Genomic DNA, 16,784 nt, shown 5'->3' with positions numbered 1-16,784 from the left:
GTCACCTGATATACTGGGGCCGGAACCGCAGGCGCGGGCGCGCCTCCTGCGGAAGATGGCGGTTGAGGCGTCGGTTGGCCAGCCCGAAAAGCCCGATGATCGCCAGTGTCAGCAATATGAAATACGCCGCCACCAGCGGATAGGCGAAAAAGGGATTGAATGTCTGATCGACAAAGTAGCGCGCGTAATAGAAGGCCTCGCCCGATTGCTGGCGCGCGGGAAAGGCCGACAGGAACACCAGCGTGGTGGAATGGGTCAGGAAGATCGCCTCGTTGGTATAGCTGGGCCAGGCCAGCCGCAGCATGTTCGGCCAGATGATGCGGCGAAACCGGGTGAACCCGGCCATGCCATAGGCGTCGGCGGCCTCCAGATCTCCTCGGGGGATCGAGCGCAGCGCACCGTAAAACAGCTCGGCCGAATAGGCGGTGGTGTTGAGGATCAAGACCAGCAGCCCCCCTACTTGCGCCGTGGTCAGTGGCGAGGTGTCCACCGTGAGCGTGACCACCCCGAGCGGGATGTCGATGCCCCCGCGCGGCAGCAGCACGAAGGCCGAGTAGAAAAAGAAGAACTGGATGAACAGCGGCGAGCCACGGAAAAAGAAGATGAACGCCCCTGCGGGCCGGTTCAGCCATGGGTTTTCGCTGAAGCGCGCCAGCGCCACCGCCGTGGCCAGGAAGAACCCGAAAACGATCGCGAAGCCCGCGAAATAGATGTTCCAGATCAGCCCGCTGGCGATCAGGAAAAGCTGGTCGCAAAGGGTGATGTCCAGCCCGCGCGGCAGCAGTCGTTCGCCATAGTCGCGCCCAAGCGCGCGCAGGATGTAGCCCGTGAAACTTTCCGCGCAGCTTCTCATGCCAGGCCCTTCCGGCGCTGCCGCTCGCCCTCGGCCGTGGCCTGCCCGCGCGAAAGCCTGATGGTCAGCCAGCCGAAGCCGCGCTCGCTCGTCCAGGTCAGGAACAGGTAAAAGGCCAGAAGCACGAGGAAATACCACACCCGCCAGTCGGGATGCGGGTAGGTGTAAAGCGAGGTCTTTGCCCCGCCCAGTTCGCGCGCCCAGTAGACGACATCCTGAATCCCCAACAGGAACAGCAGCGGCGTGGCCTTGATCAGGATCTGCCAGATGTTCGACAGCCCTGGCAGCGCATAGACCCACATCTGCGGCATGACGATCCGGCGGAAGGCCTGCGCGCGCGTCATGCCATAGGCTTCGGCGGTCTCGGTTTGCGCGCGGGGTACTGCCTGCATCGCGCCGAAAAGCGTGTTGGCGGCGAAGGCCCCGAAGACCAGCGCGAAGGCGACGACTGCCATGCCGAAGGCATAGACATCGCGCGCCCAGGCCGAGGCCCCCACCGGCGGCATCTTTGCCTCGCGGCAGACGATGAAATCATTGCCCTGGCGGATCGGCTGATCCCAGTCGGGGCAGTTGATCTGGTGCAGCACCCATTCGATCCCCTGGCCAAGCGCAATGGGCACGAACAGGAAAAACACAATATCCGGCACGCCGCGCACAAGGTTGACATAACCGCGCCCCAGCAGCGTCACCGGCGCGAAATGCGACCGCAGCGCCATCGCGCCCAGCAGCCCCATGCCCAGTGCCACCGGCGCCACCACCAGCAAAAGCAGCACCACCACCACGAACGAGCGGTAGAACGCCAGATGCGTCCCGCTTGTCAGGTAGCAGACGAACCATTGCCAGTCAGGCAGGGCGGAAGGGTCGGCGCAGAATTCGAACATCGCGCGTCCATTCGGGACAGGCCCGGCGCAGCCTCAGGCCGCGCCGGGAGTGCGCCGATCAAAACAGGGGCGTGTCCTCGCCGAACCACTTGACGATCATCTCGTTGAGCGAGCCATCGGCCTTCATCTCGTCGATCGCCGCGTTGAAGGTGGCGCGCAGGTCGTCATCCGTCTGCCGGATGCCCATGCCGATGCCGCCGCCGATCAGCACATCGTCGCCCAGAAACGCCAGCTCGCCGCCCGAATCCGAGACATAGGGCACCAGAAATGCCTTGTCGGCCAGCACGGCATCGACCTCGCCATTGCGCACGGCCGAAATCGTCTCGTCCGGGGTGGGGAATTCCAGCAGGTCTGCCTCGGTTTCAGCAACATATCCCGCCTGGATCGTGTTCGACTGTGCCGCGATGATCCCGTCTTCGACGACCGAGGCGTCGGTGCCGGCCAGGCCCATATAAGCCGAGGGCTCGGGCTGCAGATAGTTCTGCGTGAACGAGATCACTTCCATCCGGGCCTCGGTGATGCTCATGCCGGCCATGATGGCGTCGTAGTTGCCCGACACCAGGTTGGGGATGATGGTATCCCAGTCGTTGATGACCCATTCGCAGGTCAGGCCCGCGCGCTCGCACAGCGCGTCGCCCAGTTCGCGCTCGAAGCCGTCAAGCTCGCCGGTGGCGTCGTTGATGAAGTTGTAGGGCGCATAGGCCCCTTCCGAGCCGAGGCGCACGACGTCCTGCGCCATCGCGCCCGTTGCGCTCAGGGCAAATGCGCCCAAGGTCAGTGTCAGCTTTTTCATGGTTTACTCCCGATTCTGTTGGACTGGTCTTGAAATTCTCATGCCGTCTGACTGTGGCTGAGAAACTGTTGCAGGCGCTCCGAACGTGGTGCGCCGAAGATTGCATCGGGCGGGCCTTCTTCCTCGATCAGGCCCTGATGCAGAAACACGACATGGTTCGAGACATCCGCAGCAAGGCGCATGTCATGGGTGACAAGCAGCATGGTGCGCCCCTCGGCGGCCAGCGCCTTGATGACCCTGACCACCTCCTGCTCGAGTTCGGGGTCGAGCGCGCTTGTCGGCTCGTCGAACAGCAGCGCGCGCGGCTCCATGCACAGCGCGCGGGCAATGGCGGCGCGCTGCTGCTGGCCGCCCGACATCTGCGCGGGGTAGACATTGGCCTTGTCGCCGATGCCGACCTTTTCAAGCAGGGCGCGCGCGCGGGCCTCGACCTCGTCGCGGGGCTGGCGCAGCACGGTCAGCGGCGCCTCCATGACATTTTGCAGCACCGTCATGTGCGACCAGAGGTTGAACTGCTGGAACACCATCGCAAGGTTGGTGCGGATGCGGATGACCTGCGCGCGGTCGGCCGGGTGGCGCCCGGCCCCAACCCCACGCCAGCGCACCGGCTCGCCCTCGAACAGGATCTCGCCCTGCTGGCTGTCCTCGAGCAGGTTGCAGCAGCGCAACAGCGTCGATTTGCCCGAGCCCGACGAGCCTATCAGCGACACCACATGCCCCTTGGGCGCAGTCAGGTGAACCCCCTTGAGAACCTCAAGCTGGCCATAGCTCTTGTGCAGATCACTGATCTCGATGACGGGCTTAGTCTGGTCGGGCACGTTTACCTGCAAGGATGATATCTACACCCAGCATAGTAGGGCGCAAAAACAGGCGTTATGCAATGTTTCGATGTGCTGTGGGGCAGGCGACGCAACGGAAACCGGCGCGGGCAGCAATATATCAGTCCGGGAAACAGTCATGCCGGGCGTGGCAGGCTGGTGGGTGGCGACGCGCGGGCGTGTCAGCCCAGGCGGCGCTTGACCCGCCGGCGGGCAAGCGCATTGTCGCGGTCGTTGATGCCCAGCAAGTTGGCCACCAGCCGCATCAGCCCCGATTCGTCGTGGTCGTGGGCGCCGTCGATCAGCACGATCTCCCACATCGCTTCCAGTTCGGCCTCGCGCTCTTCCAGCGGGGTGGCTGCCTTGACCGCGCGGGTGAAGCGCACCGTGTCGGGCGCCTCGGATTCCAACACCTCGGCGCGTTCGCGCAATTCCCGCGCGGCATCTGCGTCCAGCCCGTACCGGGTGGCCAGGACACGGTCGATCCGGTCGATCTGGGGCTGCGAATAATCGCCATTCACCCGGGCTGCGCGCACCAGAAGCGCCGCAAGCGCAAGGCGGGCATCGGGTTCGGGCAGGGGCGCGGGGCGGGCGGGACCGGTCAGGCGGCGCAGAAGAGCTTCGAACATGCCGCTTATATAGACTGCGCCCGTGCCGCGGCCAATGCCGCGCGCGTATTGGTGAAGTGGCCTGCTCAGCCGTTGTCGACCACCTCGGCGATCTCGTACATGACCGGCTCGAACCCCTTGCACAATTCGTTGAAACGCCGGGTGCGCGGGCGCATGTCCTCGTGGCGCAGCATCGCCTTGAAATCGTCGCGGTGGCGCCACTGGCTGTAATTGGCGATCCGGGTCTGGGCATCGTTGACATGCAGCGCCGCCGCGATGAAGCCGGGCTGGTGGCTGATCACCTCGTGATAGGCGGCGCGCAACTCCTCGAGCAGGTCTTCGCAGGTGCCCGGCGTGACCTCGAACGTGGTCAGAACGGTCTGGCCTTCGGTGCGCTTGTCGATCCTGAGCATGGCGTGCCTCCTCTGGCTGGTGTGCGGCCGCAGCCAGCCTAAAGCAACTCCGGGAAAAGTTGATAGGCTTTTTCGGTTTCGAACTGCGCAAGCGCATGGTTCTACTGCGGTTGGGCGGGTTCGGTAACAAGGCGAAACGCTGTAGCGCGAAGTCGCGCCGCGGTGAAACAGTTCGATGGCGGGGCAGGTAAAGTGCGACAGATCTACAGCCGTGCGAGCACCTCGTCGGCCAGCGCGCGAATCTCCGCGCTGGCGGGGCCGTTTCGCGCCGCCTCGCTCACCCCCAGGCCCCGGCCAAGCGCCTCGGCATAGGCCACGCGGTTTCCCAGCGTCGCGTTGGCGATCCCGGTCTGCATCTCCTGTGCGGCGGCGGCCACTTCACTGGCGAGGCGCGTGCCGCTGCGGGTGCGGTTGAGTACGATCAGCGCCGGGCGCCCCTCGCGCCGGGCAAGATCGAGCACCCCTTCGGTGGCCCAGAGGTCGAGATGGCTGGAGGAGATGGGCACCAGCACCAGATCGGCCTCGCGCAGCGCGGGGCGCAGATCGGCATCGGCCCTGGGCGGAGTGTCGACGATCACGATATCATGTTCGCGCCGCAGTTTCTCGCACTCGTAAGAGACCCCCCAGGCCGAGGCAGTCGAGAATTCCAGCGCATGGGCCGCGCCAGCCGCGCGCCGGGCCATGAACCAGCGCCCCAGGCTGCCTTGCGGGTCGGTGTCGATCACTGCCACCCGCTGGCCCCGCCCGGCCAGTTCCACGGCGAGGCTGGCGGCCAGCGTGGTCTTGCCCGAGCCGCCCTTCTGCTGCGCGATCGTGATAACAACGCCCATGACTGCCCCTTGCCAGTTGTTGCCGCAGCGCAGCATAGACCAGTTCCGGCGTTTTTGCACCTGTCTTCAACGGGACCGGCGCGGCTGCGTCGCGAAAGGTGCCTTGCCGGGCGCTCCTTGCGGCGCGGGATGCCTTCGGCGAGGATATTTGAGCCAAGAAGAACAGGATGTTGCAAGAAAGGGGCGGGGCGCGGCCCTTTTCAGCAAGGTGGCCGCGGGGCTGTCCTCAGGCCGCGGGGGGCAGCACGCCCTTTTCGCGGGCCAGGCTGTGGATGCGTTCCTGAAGTTTCTCGAAGGCGCGCACCTCGATCTGGCGGATGCGTTCACGGCTGACGCCATACTGATTGGACAGATCTTCAAGCGTGACCGGGTCGTCGCGCAGCCGGCGCTGGGCGAGGATGTCCTTTTCGCGATCGTTGAGCACATCCATCGCCTGGGTCATCAGCGCGCGGCGGGTTTCCAGCTCGTTCTTCTCGGCGTAGTGTTCGGCCTGGTCGGCGTCTTCGTCTTCCAGCCAGTCCTGCCAGGAGGTCGCACCGTCGCCATCCGAGCCGATCGTGGCATTGAGCGAGGCATCGCCGCCCGACATGCGCCGGTTCATGGAGATGACCTCGTCTTCGGTGACGCTCAGGTCATGGGCGATCTGGCGCACGTTCTCGGGGCGCAGGTCGCCGTCTTCGAGCGCGCCGATCCTGGACTTGGCCTTGCGCAAGTTGAAGAACAGCTTTTTCTGCGCCGAGGTGGTGCCCAGCTTCACCAGGCTCCACGAGCGCAGGATGTATTCCTGGATGCTGGCGCGGATCCACCACATGGCATAGGTGGCCAGGCGAAAGCCCTTTTCAGGGTCGAACCGTTTGACCGCCTGCATCAGGCCGACATTGGCCTCGCTGATCACTTCGGCCTGGGGCAGGCCGTAGCCGCGATAGCCCATGGCGATCTTGGCGGCGAGGCGCAGGTGGCTGGTGACAAGCTTGTGGGCGGCTTCGGTGTCCTGGTGATCGACCCAGCGCTTGGCCAGCATGTATTCCTGTTCCGGCTCCAGCATGGGAAAGCGCCGGATTTCCTGAAGGTAGCGATTCAGCCCCTGTTCGGGGGACGGGGCGGGAAGGTTCTTGTAATCGCTCATGCCTCAATTCCCTCTGTGCGTCTGTCCGGCGGGCAGGGCCGGGCCTTGTCGCGGCCTGGGGGGGTGCGATCCGCGCAAGGATGCGCGCCTTTGCCCGACCTTTTTACCTAGTCAGGGCCGCGCCACGGTGCAATGCCGCGCGATACCCTTTGCAGTTGAAGAAATCATGAACCTCTGCGCCGCTCCGTTCCAGCCCATTTCAGAGATTTCACGGGCTTGTCAGCCGGTTTTCCCGCGCAAGGCGTCGGCCAGGCTGGCCATGTCGGCAGGCATCAGTGCGGTGAATTCAAGCCATTCGCCGCTGACCGGATGGGCAAAGCCCAGCGTGGCGGCGTGCAACGCCTGGCGGGGAAAGGCCGCCGCGGCGGCCACGGCCGCCTCGGGCAGGGCGCGGGCCGAGAGCCGCCGCCGCCCGCCATAGACCGGATCGCCGATCAGCCCGTGGCCGATATGGGCAAGATGCACCCGGATCTGGTGGGTGCGTCCGGTTTCCAGCACGCATTCCAGCAGCCCGGCGGCAGGCGGCGTGCCGAAGCGCTCAAGCACCCGCGCGCGGGTCACCGCGTGGCGTCCGCCATGAAAGGTGACCGCCTGGCGCTGCCGGTCGGTGCGATGCCGCGCCAGGTTGGTGGCGATGCGCAGGGTGCTGCCCTCGAAGCTGACGCCCTTGAGGCCGCGCAGGCGCGGATCGGCCGGGTCGGGGCAGCCCTGCACCAGCGCCAGATAGCGCCGCCCCACGCTGTGGGCCTCGAACTGGGCGGCCAGCCCGTGATGGGCGCGGTCGGACTTGGCCGCGACCAGCAGGCCCGAGGTATCCTTGTCGAGCCGGTGCACGATGCCCGGCCGCAGCGCCCCGCCGATCCCCGACAGGCTGTCGCCGCAATGGTGCAGCAGCGCGTTGACCAGCGTGCCATCGGGCGAGCCGGGCGCCGGATGCACGACCATACCCGCCGGTTTCTCGATCACGATCAGGTCGTCGTCCTCATACCGGATGTTCAGCGCGATTGCCTGGGGGAGGGTGTCGACGGTTTCGGGCGCGGCCAGCGTCAGGGTCAGGCAATCGCCCTCGGCCACGCGGGCGCGCGGATCGGTCAGGGCCTCGCCGCCGCGCGCCACCGCGCCTTCGGCAATCAGCCGCGCCAGCCTTGTGCGCGACAGCGCTGCCCCGGGCGGGACATCGCGCGCCAGTGCCTTGTCGAGCCGCGCGGGCGGATCGGCGCCGATGGTCACTGTCAGGATGCGGGAGGCGACGGTCATGGCGGCTATGCGGGGGCCTCGGGCGGGACGGAAAGCCAGCTTCTAGCAGGCCGCGGAGCCCCCCCGCAACACCCGTTCCGGCCCGAAGCCGCCCTTTTCCGCGCCTGGCTTTGGCGTTCTGCTCTCACCTCCGGATCACCCGGAGCCCCATTGCCGCGATGCGCTCATCGACAAAGCCCCGTTCCGAGGCGCTCAGCTTCTGGTGGCGCGGGTAGAGGGGATCGGCGCGGTCATCGAGGATGGGGGTGGCTGCCCAGCCGCCGGTGGTTGCGAAGAACCGCAGCGCGCCGGGTTCGCCGAATTCCTGCAGATAGCCCTGCAACACCACGTCGAGATAGCTCAGCAGGATGGGGTGGCGCAGGCCCTCGTCGTCACCCGGCACAGCATAGATTTGCGCCTGCACGGGGCGGGTCGCGGCATGGGCAAGCCCGCGGTCGAGCGGGTGGCGCCGGTAGCCCTGTTCGCGCTGGTCGAGCGCCTGCCAGTCGCCGCCCGGCACCCCGGCGATCAGCCCTTCGATCTCGGCCTCCGGGGCGGGCTCCACGCTGAGGAAGGCCAGCGGGCGCAGCCGCGTATGGCGCCAGACCCGCCGCCAGCCGGCCACGCGGGCATGGTAGGCCTCGGCGTAGTCATGGGTCGCCCGATTGACCAGGCTGCCATAGCCGAAAAAGAAATGGTCCTGCATGGAGGGCAGTTTGCGCATACCCGCACCTGCGCGCAAGCCCCTTGCCTGCGCCGGGCGGCTGCGCTAGCTGTGGAAGGGTCGGATACGGGAGAATCCGGCGGGCGCCCTGCGCCGCGCCGGTGCCGAAGGAGCAACCGCCCCGGTAAACTCTCAGGCGCAAGGACCGTTTCGGCAAAGACACTCTGGAGAGAGGCGCGCGATCCCGCGCCCGCCGAAGGGATAACGATCTCAGGCGAAAGGACAGAGGGGGCATCGCAAGACCGGGCAGACCGCCCGGCCAGTGATGCCGGCATGCGAACACCGGCAAATGATGAAGAGGGGGCGGCATGGCCGGTCTGCAACATACGGTGCTGTTTGATCTGCACCAGAGCCTCGGCGCGAAAATGGTGCCCTTCGCGGGGTATGAAATGCCGGTCCAATATCCCGCCGGCGTGCTCAAGGAGCACCAGCATACCCGCGCGGCGGCAGGGTTGTTCGATGTCAGCCATATGGGGCAGATCCTGCTGCGCGGCCCGGATGTCGCCGCCGCGCTCGAGGCACTTGTGCCCGTTGACCTTCAGGGCCTGCCCGAGGGACGGCAGCGCTATGCCATGTTCACTGACGAGTCGGGCGGCGTCCTGGATGACCTGATGGTGGCCAACCGGGGCGATCACCTGTTTCTGGTGGTCAATGCCGCGCGCAAGGCGGCCGACCTGGCACATCTGCGCGAAAGCCTGCCCGAAAGTATCCAGATCGAGCCGCTGGCCGACCGCGCGCTGATCGCGCTGCAGGGGCCGCAGGCCGAACTGGCGCTGGCGCGGCTTCTGCCCGGCGTGCTGGAAATGCGTTTCATGGATGTTGCCACGCTGGATTGGGAAGGCGGTGCGGTCTGGGTGTCACGCTCGGGCTACACGGGCGAGGACGGGTTCGAGGTCTCGCTGCCCGAAGCCGCGGCCGTGGGGTTCGCCCGCGCGCTGCTGGCGATGGAGGAGGTCGCGCCCGTCGGCCTTGGCGCGCGCGATTCGCTGCGGCTTGAGGCCGGGCTGTGCCTTTATGGCCATGACATCGACACCACCACCAGCCCGGTCGAGGCGGGGCTGACCTGGGCGATCCAGAAGGTGCGGCGCAAGGGTGGCGCGCGCGAAGGCGGCTTCCCCGGTGCCGAACGCATCCTGCGCGAGCTGTCGGACGGAGCTGCGCGCCAGCGTGTCGGACTGATCCCGGAGGGGCGCGCGCCGATGCGCGAAGGTGTTGAGCTTTTCGATCAGGAGAAAGGCGGTGATCCGGTCGGGCGGATCACCTCGGGCGGGTTTGCACCATCCCTGGAGCATCCTGTCGCGATGGGGTATCTGCCAAAGGCGCTTTGCGCAACGGGCAGCCGGGTTTACGGTGAGCTGCGTGGCAGGCGGCTGCCTGTCACCGTGGCGGCGCTGCCTTTCCGCCCTGCGAATTACCGAAAGTGAACCAGAGCCAGACGAGGGAAAGATGAAGTTCACCGAAGAACATGAATGGCTGCGCGCCGATGGCGATGTGGTGACCGTGGGCATCACCGAGCACGCCGCCGAACAACTGGGCGACGTCGTGTTTGTCGAATTGCCCGAAATCGAGACGATGGTCGCGCGCGGCGACGAGGTCTGCGTGATCGAAAGCGTCAAGGCGGCTTCGGATATCCTTGCCCCGATAGAGGGCGAGATCGTCGAGATAAACGAAACGCTGGTGGATAACCCCGGCCTGGTCAACGAAGACCCGCTGGGCGACGCCTGGTTTTTCAAGCTGAAGGTCGACGATCCTTCGGTGCTCGACGAGTTCATGTCGGAAGACGAGTACAAGGATTTCATCGGCTGAGCGCCCCGGCGCACCAGCCATGACACCCGGAGAGGCCCATGCCCTACACCCCCAGCACCTATGACCCCTATGATTTCGCCAATCGCCGCCATATCGGCCCTTCACCGGCCGAGATGGAGGGAATGCTCGAGGTGCTGGGGGTTGCCTCCCTCGATGCGCTGATCGACCAGACCGTGCCCAGGGCGATCCGTCAGGCCGAGCCGTTGACCTGGCCGCCGTTGTCCGAAGGCGCGCTGCTGGAGCGGATGCGCGAGGTGGGCGCGAAGAACCGGATCATGACCTCGCTGATCGGGCAGGGGTTCCATGGCACGATCACGCCGCCGGCGATCCAGCGCAACATTCTGGAGAATCCGGCCTGGTATACCGCCTACACCCCCTATCAGCCCGAGATCGCGCAAGGCCGGCTCGAGGCGCTCCTGAACTTCCAGACCATGGTGAGCGACCTCACCGGGCTTGAGGTCGCCAATGCCTCGCTGCTGGACGAGGCCACCGCCTGCGCCGAGGCGATGGTGATGGCGCAGCGCGCGGCGAAATCCAAGGCCACGGCCTTTTTTGTCGATGAAAACTGCCATCCGCAGAATATCGCGGTGATGCGCACCCGCGCCACGCCCTTGGGAATCGAGCTGATCGTGGGCCCGCCCGAGGCGCTGGAGCCGGAGAGCGTGTTCGGCGCGATCTTCCAGTATCCCGGCACCTATGGCCATTTGCGCGACCTGTCAGCCGAATGCACCGCCCTGCACGCGGCGCGTGCGATTGCCGTGGTTGCCACCGACCTGCTGGCGCTGACCATGATCCGTGAGCCGGGCGCGATGGGCGCCGATATCGCCGTGGGGTCGAGCCAGCGCTTCGGCGTGCCGATGGGCTATGGCGGGCCTCATGCGGCGTTCATCTCGTGCCGCGACGCTTACAAGCGCTCGCTTCCCGGGCGGCTGGTGGGCGTGTCGATCGACAGCCACGGAAATCCGGCCTATCGGTTGGCACTGCAAACCCGCGAGCAGCATATCCGTCGCGAAAAGGCTACCTCGAATGTCTGCACCGCGCAGGCGCTTCTGGCGGTCATGGCCTCGATGTATGCGGTGTTTCATGGGCCGCAGGGGTTGCGGGCGATTGCCGAGCGCGTGCATTTCATGACCCACCGGCTTGCCCGCGCGCTGCGCAACGCCGGCGCGAGGGTGGAGCCGGACGCGTATTTCGATACGATCACCGTCGAGGTAGGCGTGGGGCAGGCGGGTATCCTGGCCGCGGCCGAGCAGCGCGGCATCAACCTGCGCCGGATCGGGCGAGGGCATGTGGGCATCTCGCTGGATGAAACCACCGACGAGGCTGTGATCGTGCGGCTGCTCGATGCTTTCGGCATCCGTGACCCCCTGCCCGAGGCCCCCGGCATCGGCTTTCCCGATGCGCTGATCCGGCAGAGCGATTACCTGACCCACCCGGTCTTTCACATGAACCGCGCCGAGTCGGAAATGATGCGCTACATGCGGCGGCTGTCCGACCGCGACCTGGCGCTGGATCGCGCGATGATTCCGCTGGGGTCCTGCACCATGAAGCTGAACGCGGCGGCTGAGATGATGCCGATCACCTGGCCGGAATTTTCCACGCTGCACCCGTTCGTGCCGCCCGAACAGGCGCAGGGCTATGCCGAGGTCATTCAAGACCTTTGCGCACGGCTGTGCGAGATCACCGGCTATGACGCCATGTCGATGCAGCCCAATTCGGGGGCGCAGGGTGAATACGCGGGGCTTCTGACCATTCAGGCCTGGCACCGCGCGCAGGGGCAGGGGCACCGCGATGTCTGCCTGATTCCCACCTCGGCGCATGGCACCAACCCCGCCAGCGCGCAGATGGCGGGGATGCAGGTGGTGGTGGTGAAGGCCGCAGAGAACGGCGATATCGACCTCGAGGATTTCCGCGCCAAGGCCGCGCAAGCGGGCGAGCGGCTCGCGGCCTGCATGATCACCTATCCCTCGACCCATGGCGTGTTCGAGGAAACCGTGCGCGAGGTTTGCGACATCACCCATGAATTCGGCGGGCAGGTCTATCTGGATGGGGCTAACCTGAATGCCATGGTCGGCCTTTCCAAGCCCGGCGAGATCGGCGCGGATGTGAGCCACCTGAACCTGCACAAGACCTTTGCCATCCCGCATGGCGGCGGCGGCCCCGGCATGGGGCCGATCGGCGTGAAGGCGCATCTGGCGCCCCATCTGCCCGGCCATCCCGAAACCGGGGGGCAGGAAGGCCCGGTCAGCGCCACGCCCTATGGCTCGGCCTCGATCCTGCTGATCTCCTGGGCCTATGTGCTGATGATGGGCGGGGCGGGGCTGACCCAGGCCACGCGGGTGGCGATCCTCAATGCCAACTATATCGCGGCACGGTTGCAAGGGGCGTATGACGTGCTCTTCAAGGGGCAGACCGGGCGCGTCGCGCATGAGTGCATCCTCGATACCCGGCCTTTCGCGGCGGCGGGTGTCACCGTAGACGACATCGCCAAGCGGCTGATCGACAACGGCTTTCACGCCCCCACCATGAGCTGGCCCGTGGCCGGCACGCTGATGGTGGAACCCACCGAAAGCGAAACCCGCGCCGAGCTTGACCGCTTCATCGCCGCCATGCTGTCGATCCGCGAGGAAATCGCCACGGTCGAGCGTGGAGAGATCGCCATCGAGGAAAGCCCGCTGCGCCACGCGCCCCACACGGTGCGCGACCTGGTGGCCGAGTGGAGCCGCCCCTACAGCCGCGAGGCGGGCTGCTTTCCGCCCGGCGCCTTCCGGGTCGACAAATACTGGCCGCCCGTGGGCCGGGTGGACAATGTCTATGGCGACCGCAACCTTGTCTGCACCTGTCCGCCGCTGTCGGAGTATGCCGAAGCCGCCGAGTAGGGGCTTGAACCGTGCGGCCGCGCCCATCATATTCTCTCAATAGAATGTGAAGGGATGCTGCCATGGCCAACGAAACCAGACTCACCTGCCTGACCTGCGGTCAGGCCAACCGGCTGCGCCAGCCCTCGGGCGGAGGGCGGGCAAAGTGCGGCACCTGCGGGGCTGGGCTGCTTGACGGCAAGGTGGCCGAGATCGACCTGCCCACGCTGGAAAAGGCCCGGCGCGGCGACGGGCTGCCGCTGCTGGTGGATTTCTGGGCACCCTGGTGCGGGCCCTGCCGGATGATGGCGCCGCAATTCGCGCAGGCCGCACAGGCACTGGCGGGCGAGGTGCGACTGGCCAAGATCGACACGCAAAGCCATCCCGATGCCAGCGTGCGTTTCAATATCCGCGGCATTCCGCTGCTGATCCTGTTCGCGGGCGGGCGCGAGGTGGCGCGGCTTTCCGGCGCACGCCCGGCGGCCGAGATCGAGGCCTTCGCGCGCCAAAGCCTCAAGGCCCGCGCCTGAAGCGAAATCCGCCGCGCCGCGGCTTGACAGTGCCGCGGTTGTAGGCGACATACGCTGCCGTCGGGGCCGTAGCTCAGTTGGGAGAGCGCGTCGTTCGCAATGACGAGGTCAGGGGTTCGATTCCCCTCGGCTCCACCAATAACTATAATATATTTTAAATCAAATGCTTAGAGGCCCATGCTGACCAAGCTGACAAACCCATGCTGACCAATTTGCCTAACTTCAATGGGCGCCGCCGACTCAGCAACGGCAAGCCCTATGCCCCAAAATGCACGAAAGGGCGCAGCCCCGAGAGGGTTTCCTTGGGGCTGCGTAGAGTGGTCACATGACCATGGTAGAGGTGACCATGTGGTGAATGTCAGAAATTGCCGGGCTCCTCGTCGGTTATCTCTATGAGAAAACGCACGCCTCGGCGCCGTTTTGCCTGAGTAGCTCGCCGCTCTGCCAGAGCGAGTACCGGGGCAGATTGCCTTTGCCTATGCGGAGTTGCTCACCTCCTCTCCCACCAGGAAAAAGGCAGCCGACAGAAGCGTCCGTTTCCTTGGAAGAGTTGCGGCGCCGCGACTTCCGGCTGTCGCCGTCGCGATGCCAAATGCACGCGGAGCAAATGCTCGTAACCGCGAAATTCCAATGCTAATGGAGCCGTCCAAGTGGACGTCCATTTTGCCGTCACTCCGCAAATTCACCATCTTCGCCGCGCGACGAGCACCCAGATCAAGTGACCCGTGACAGAGGATGGTCGGCGCAGCGCAAACGAAGGTCGAGGTTACGAACGCCCAAAGCCGCGCAAAACACCGTATCAGTTTGAGCGGGGCGGCATCCAGCCCATCTACCAAGCGATGGTTTACTGCACAAAATTTTCTGGGCGTGACGCGGCACCAAATTGGCGCCGACTAATACCCCAACGACAGGGTCGGCGAAGTTCGCCGAGCCCCGTTTCAATATCCTAGCGAGTCAATCACTCGACCGCACGCCGTTTTCGTTGCCGCTGTAGGCGACGAGATCTTCCTGACTCTTGTCACCTTCGGTCTTTCCAGTGCCGCCGAACTTGGTTGAGGCCCTCTCGGAGATGGCACTGCCAACAAACCCGGGTACGCTCTGGGCGTCAGCCGCGCGAGCCTGGCCATACCCACTAGGGTCGTCCGGCTGCTCGGCTGCGGCTCCCGTGAATGACGCGAACGAAACCGCAGCTGCGCCTATGATAAGTGTTGAAATTTTCATGGCTTTCTCCCATTGGACCGCAAATCATGGCCCAATGCAACTATTGCACTTAGAACGCCATGAAGCCGTATCTATGCCATAATTTTGCCAAAATTAAAATGATTCGCTTCGATTGTAGAGAGAACATAAACACTTGCTGTTTGATCCCAGGGTTTGATGGTGCGATCCTTTCTCGGGAATGGAAGGAAGCATTATGGGACAAGTTCGTCACGGGAGCGCCACGACCACGCACGCCGTCAGAGCTGCGATAATGAGAGCTGGCCCGCCACCGGTTCGAGGGCCTGCCCGAATGATCGCAGGCTTCGCTCGCGCAGTTGAGCCGGGAACTGGGGATCAACCCCAAGACGGTTGCGAAGTGGCGCAAGCGCGAGACCGTCGAGGACCGCAAGACCGGACCGAAGGAGCCACACTCCACGGTCCTGTCCGACGCCGAGGAGGCCGCGATTGTCGCCTTTCGGCGGCACACTCTGCTGCCGCTGGACGACTGCCTCTATGCCCTTCAACCTTCGATCCCGCACCTGACGCGCTCATCCCTGCACCGGTGTCTCCAGCGCCATGGCATCTCGCGACTGCCGGGCATCGAAGGCGACAAACCGAAGCGCCAGCGGTTCAAGCGCTATCCCATCGGCTTCTTCCACATCGACATTGCCGAGGTGCAGACGGCCGAAGGCAAGATCTTCCTCTTCGTAGCCATAGACCGCACCAGCAAGTTCGCCGTCGCCCAGCTCGTGGAGAAGGCCAACCGGCGCACAGCGTGGGAGTTCCTGGAACAGCTCCTCGAAGCCGTGCCCTACCGCATTCACACGATCCTGACCGACAACGGCATCCAGTTTGCAGAGCAGCCCCGCAACAGGAACACCATCACTTCCCGGCAGATGCGCTTCGACATGATCTGCGAGGCCAACGGGATCGAGCACAGGCTGACAAAGCCAAACCATCCGTGGACCAACGGTCAGGTCGAGCGGATGAACCGCACGATCAAGGACGCGACCGTCAAGCGTTACCACTACGACAGCCACGACCAGTTGCGGGCGCACCTCAACGACTTCCTGGCAGCCTACAACTTCGCTCGCAGACTCAAGACCCTGAGCGGTCTCACACCCTACGAATACATGTGCAAGGTCTGGACTTCAGAGCCAAACAGATTCATCGTCAACCCAATCCACCAGATGCCGGGACTGAACAACTAGCTACACTGTAACCGACCTTGTGGAAGCGCCGTCGACGACAGGGTAGATTCTTACGCGCATCTTGCCACCGAATACCTTGTTCAATCCCATAGGCTCCTATATTCGCTTGGTCGATATAGATGGCCAGCGGTGATTCGCCACGCGTCCCGTTTGCCCTGCTCTCGGCGTCCACCTCGGGCGTCGATCAGGTGCGCCCGACGTCATCATGTCTGTCTCGAAGCTGGACGCGAGGTAGGTTCAGTTAAATCGGTTTGAACTGGAGGTGTCCGGCACTCAGGCCGCACCTTCGAGACGCTCCAGCACCCGCTTGACTTGAGAGGCCTGCCAGCGTCCGCCTCTAGCCGTCGGCACTCCTGAGTTGTTCAGGGCCTCTGCGATTTCTCTTAGGGTGGCACCTTGGCTTCTGAGGGGCTGGACCACTCCCGCGACCTTCTCGGCTCTCACCTTCGCATTGGCCTTCAGGACAGCGTTGCGCTTGCCCGTGGCATCTCTCAGGCCCCCTAGCTTCTTGCCCTTGGCCTTCGCCTCGGCCAGCGCGGCCTTGGTGCGGGCAGAGATGAACTCGCGCTCCTGTTCGGCAAGGGCGGCGTAGATGTGGAGCTGGAACTTGTCGGCGTAGGGCATCGAGGCCACCCTCAGTTTCACCTTGGGGTCATCCATGAGGGTGGCGATGAAAGACACCTTGCGGCTGAGGCGGTCGAGCTTGGCCACCAAGAGTTCGGCCCCTGTGCGCCGTGCCATGTCGAGTGCCTTGGCGAGTTCAGGTCTGTCGCTGGTCTTGCCGGACTCGACCTCAATGAAGGTGGCCAGCACCTCGAACGGCTCCTCGGAGAAGTGACCTGCCACTGATCTTTCATCCAGCCGCGACCGGAGCCCGGTTTCTGTTTACGCCGAACG

Annotated in this window: 16 protein-coding genes, 1 tRNA gene, 1 pseudogene and 1 riboswitch; of the genes and pseudogenes, 6 read left to right on the top strand and 12 right to left on the bottom strand. The window is 65.0% G+C overall.

What is annotated here, in order from left to right; translation table 11 throughout:
• Position 1 precedes the first annotated feature (1 nt).
• From DQ229_RS03960 to DQ229_RS03915, 10 genes are all read right to left on the bottom strand, one after another.
• A complete protein-coding gene (locus DQ229_RS03960) occupies positions 2-853 on the bottom strand; it encodes an ABC transporter permease (protein WP_114964980.1) in 852 nt (283 codons plus the stop codon).
• Positions 850-1,734, bottom strand: coding sequence for an ABC transporter permease (locus tag DQ229_RS03955; RefSeq protein ID WP_114964979.1), 885 nt, complete (start codon positions 1,732-1,734; stop codon positions 850-852). Before DQ229_RS03955 ends, DQ229_RS03960 begins: the two co-directional genes overlap by 4 nt.
• Before the next feature lie 58 nt (positions 1,735-1,792).
• A complete protein-coding gene (locus tag DQ229_RS03950; RefSeq protein WP_114964978.1) occupies positions 1,793-2,527 on the bottom strand; it encodes a transporter substrate-binding domain-containing protein in 735 nt (244 codons plus the stop codon).
• 38 nt (positions 2,528-2,565) lie between these two features.
• Positions 2,566-3,345 (bottom strand): ABC transporter ATP-binding protein, encoded by a 780-nt coding sequence (locus DQ229_RS03945; RefSeq protein ID WP_202909500.1) that lies wholly within the window; start codon positions 3,343-3,345, stop codon positions 2,566-2,568.
• A 182-nt stretch (positions 3,346-3,527) separates the two neighbouring features.
• On the bottom strand, positions 3,528-3,974 hold the full coding sequence (locus DQ229_RS03940) for a tellurite resistance TerB family protein (RefSeq protein WP_114964976.1): 447 nt from the start codon (positions 3,972-3,974) through the stop codon (positions 3,528-3,530).
• Between the two features lie 65 nt (positions 3,975-4,039).
• Positions 4,040-4,366, bottom strand: a complete 327-nt coding sequence (locus DQ229_RS03935) for an antibiotic biosynthesis monooxygenase family protein (protein ID WP_114964975.1) — start codon at positions 4,364-4,366, stop codon at positions 4,040-4,042.
• Between the two features lie 203 nt (positions 4,367-4,569).
• A complete protein-coding gene (gene parA, locus DQ229_RS03930; RefSeq protein WP_114964991.1) occupies positions 4,570-5,196 on the bottom strand; it encodes a ParA family partition ATPase in 627 nt (208 codons plus the stop codon).
• Between the two features lie 226 nt (positions 5,197-5,422).
• Positions 5,423-6,322 carry an RNA polymerase sigma factor RpoH gene (gene rpoH, locus DQ229_RS03925; protein WP_114964974.1) on the bottom strand — a complete coding sequence of 300 codons (900 nt, stop codon included), beginning with the start codon at positions 6,320-6,322 and terminating at the stop codon, positions 5,423-5,425.
• A gap of 219 nt (positions 6,323-6,541) precedes the next feature.
• On the bottom strand, positions 6,542-7,579 hold the full coding sequence (locus tag DQ229_RS03920; protein WP_114964973.1) for an RluA family pseudouridine synthase: 1,038 nt from the start codon (positions 7,577-7,579) through the stop codon (positions 6,542-6,544).
• Positions 7,580-7,703: 124 nt separating this feature from the next.
• Positions 7,704-8,264, bottom strand: a complete 561-nt coding sequence (locus DQ229_RS03915; RefSeq protein WP_114964990.1) for a gamma-glutamylcyclotransferase family protein — start codon at positions 8,262-8,264, stop codon at positions 7,704-7,706.
• A gap of 75 nt (positions 8,265-8,339) precedes the next feature.
• Positions 8,340-8,440: riboswitch (glycine riboswitch) on the top strand.
• Between the two features lie 150 nt (positions 8,441-8,590).
• On the opposite strand from DQ229_RS03915, the gene gcvT reads away from it, so the two are divergent.
• The 5 genes from gcvT to DQ229_RS03890 all read left to right on the top strand — a co-directional run bounded on the left by gcvT (position 8,591) and on the right by DQ229_RS03890 (position 13,614).
• The gene (gene gcvT / locus DQ229_RS03910) at positions 8,591-9,706 is read left to right on the top strand and encodes a glycine cleavage system aminomethyltransferase GcvT (RefSeq protein WP_114964972.1); all 1,116 of its coding nucleotides are present in this window, start codon (positions 8,591-8,593) and stop codon (positions 9,704-9,706) included.
• A gap of 22 nt (positions 9,707-9,728) precedes the next feature.
• On the top strand, positions 9,729-10,088 hold the full coding sequence (gcvH, locus tag DQ229_RS03905; protein ID WP_114964971.1) for a glycine cleavage system protein GcvH: 360 nt from the start codon (positions 9,729-9,731) through the stop codon (positions 10,086-10,088).
• A gap of 38 nt (positions 10,089-10,126) precedes the next feature.
• Entirely contained in the window at positions 10,127-12,967 is a 2,841-nt protein-coding gene (gcvP, locus tag DQ229_RS03900) for an aminomethyl-transferring glycine dehydrogenase (protein WP_114964970.1), read from the top strand.
• Positions 12,968-13,029: 62 nt separating this feature from the next.
• Positions 13,030-13,476 carry a thioredoxin domain-containing protein gene (locus tag DQ229_RS03895; protein ID WP_114964969.1) on the top strand — a complete coding sequence of 149 codons (447 nt, stop codon included), beginning with the start codon at positions 13,030-13,032 and terminating at the stop codon, positions 13,474-13,476.
• A 62-nt stretch (positions 13,477-13,538) separates the two neighbouring features.
• Positions 13,539-13,614, top strand: a tRNA-Ala gene (locus DQ229_RS03890).
• Positions 13,615-14,430: 816 nt separating this feature from the next.
• Here DQ229_RS03890 and DQ229_RS03885 read toward each other — a convergent pair.
• Positions 14,431-14,697, bottom strand: a complete 267-nt coding sequence (locus DQ229_RS03885; RefSeq protein WP_114964968.1) for a hypothetical protein — start codon at positions 14,695-14,697, stop codon at positions 14,431-14,433.
• A gap of 193 nt (positions 14,698-14,890) precedes the next feature.
• On the opposite strand from DQ229_RS03885, the pseudogene DQ229_RS03880 reads away from it, so the two are divergent.
• A pseudogene (locus tag DQ229_RS03880) lies at positions 14,891-15,887 on the top strand (IS481 family transposase).
• Between the two features lie 273 nt (positions 15,888-16,160).
• Here the strand turns inward: DQ229_RS03880 and DQ229_RS03875 are convergent.
• The gene (locus DQ229_RS03875) at positions 16,161-16,733 is read right to left on the bottom strand and encodes a recombinase family protein (RefSeq protein ID WP_238380953.1); all 573 of its coding nucleotides are present in this window, start codon (positions 16,731-16,733) and stop codon (positions 16,161-16,163) included.
• Positions 16,734-16,784 lie beyond the last annotated feature (51 nt).

The sequence above is a fragment of the Alkalilacustris brevis genome, assembly GCF_003350345.1.
GTDB classification, from domain to species: domain Bacteria; phylum Pseudomonadota; class Alphaproteobacteria; order Rhodobacterales; family Rhodobacteraceae; genus Alkalilacustris; species Alkalilacustris brevis.
This window is presented reverse-complemented; position numbering and strand designations above follow the sequence as displayed.

Excerpts from the sequence above, each read along its gene's own strand:
- gcvT (WP_114964972.1), top strand. The coding sequence starts at position 8,591 with ATGGCCGGTCTGCAACATACGGTGCTGTTTGATCTGCACCAGAGCCTC.
- DQ229_RS03960 (WP_114964980.1), bottom strand. The coding sequence starts at position 853 with ATGAGAAGCTGCGCGGAAAGTTTCACGGGCTACATCCTGCGCGCGCTT.
- rpoH (WP_114964974.1), bottom strand. The coding sequence starts at position 6,322 with ATGAGCGATTACAAGAACCTTCCCGCCCCGTCCCCCGAACAGGGGCTG.
- gcvP (WP_114964970.1), top strand. The coding sequence starts at position 10,127 with ATGCCCTACACCCCCAGCACCTATGACCCCTATGATTTCGCCAATCGC.
- DQ229_RS03920 (WP_114964973.1), bottom strand. The coding sequence starts at position 7,579 with ATGACCGTCGCCTCCCGCATCCTGACAGTGACCATCGGCGCCGATCCG.
- DQ229_RS03895 (WP_114964969.1), top strand. The coding sequence starts at position 13,030 with ATGGCCAACGAAACCAGACTCACCTGCCTGACCTGCGGTCAGGCCAAC.
- DQ229_RS03940 (WP_114964976.1), bottom strand. The coding sequence starts at position 3,974 with ATGTTCGAAGCTCTTCTGCGCCGCCTGACCGGTCCCGCCCGCCCCGCG.
- DQ229_RS03915 (WP_114964990.1), bottom strand. The coding sequence starts at position 8,264 with ATGCAGGACCATTTCTTTTTCGGCTATGGCAGCCTGGTCAATCGGGCG.
- DQ229_RS03885 (WP_114964968.1), bottom strand. The coding sequence starts at position 14,697 with ATGAAAATTTCAACACTTATCATAGGCGCAGCTGCGGTTTCGTTCGCG.
- DQ229_RS03950 (WP_114964978.1), bottom strand. The coding sequence starts at position 2,527 with ATGAAAAAGCTGACACTGACCTTGGGCGCATTTGCCCTGAGCGCAACG.
- gcvH (WP_114964971.1), top strand. The coding sequence starts at position 9,729 with ATGAAGTTCACCGAAGAACATGAATGGCTGCGCGCCGATGGCGATGTG.
- parA (WP_114964991.1), bottom strand. The coding sequence starts at position 5,196 with ATGGGCGTTGTTATCACGATCGCGCAGCAGAAGGGCGGCTCGGGCAAG.
- DQ229_RS03955 (WP_114964979.1), bottom strand. The coding sequence starts at position 1,734 with ATGTTCGAATTCTGCGCCGACCCTTCCGCCCTGCCTGACTGGCAATGG.
- DQ229_RS03935 (WP_114964975.1), bottom strand. The coding sequence starts at position 4,366 with ATGCTCAGGATCGACAAGCGCACCGAAGGCCAGACCGTTCTGACCACG.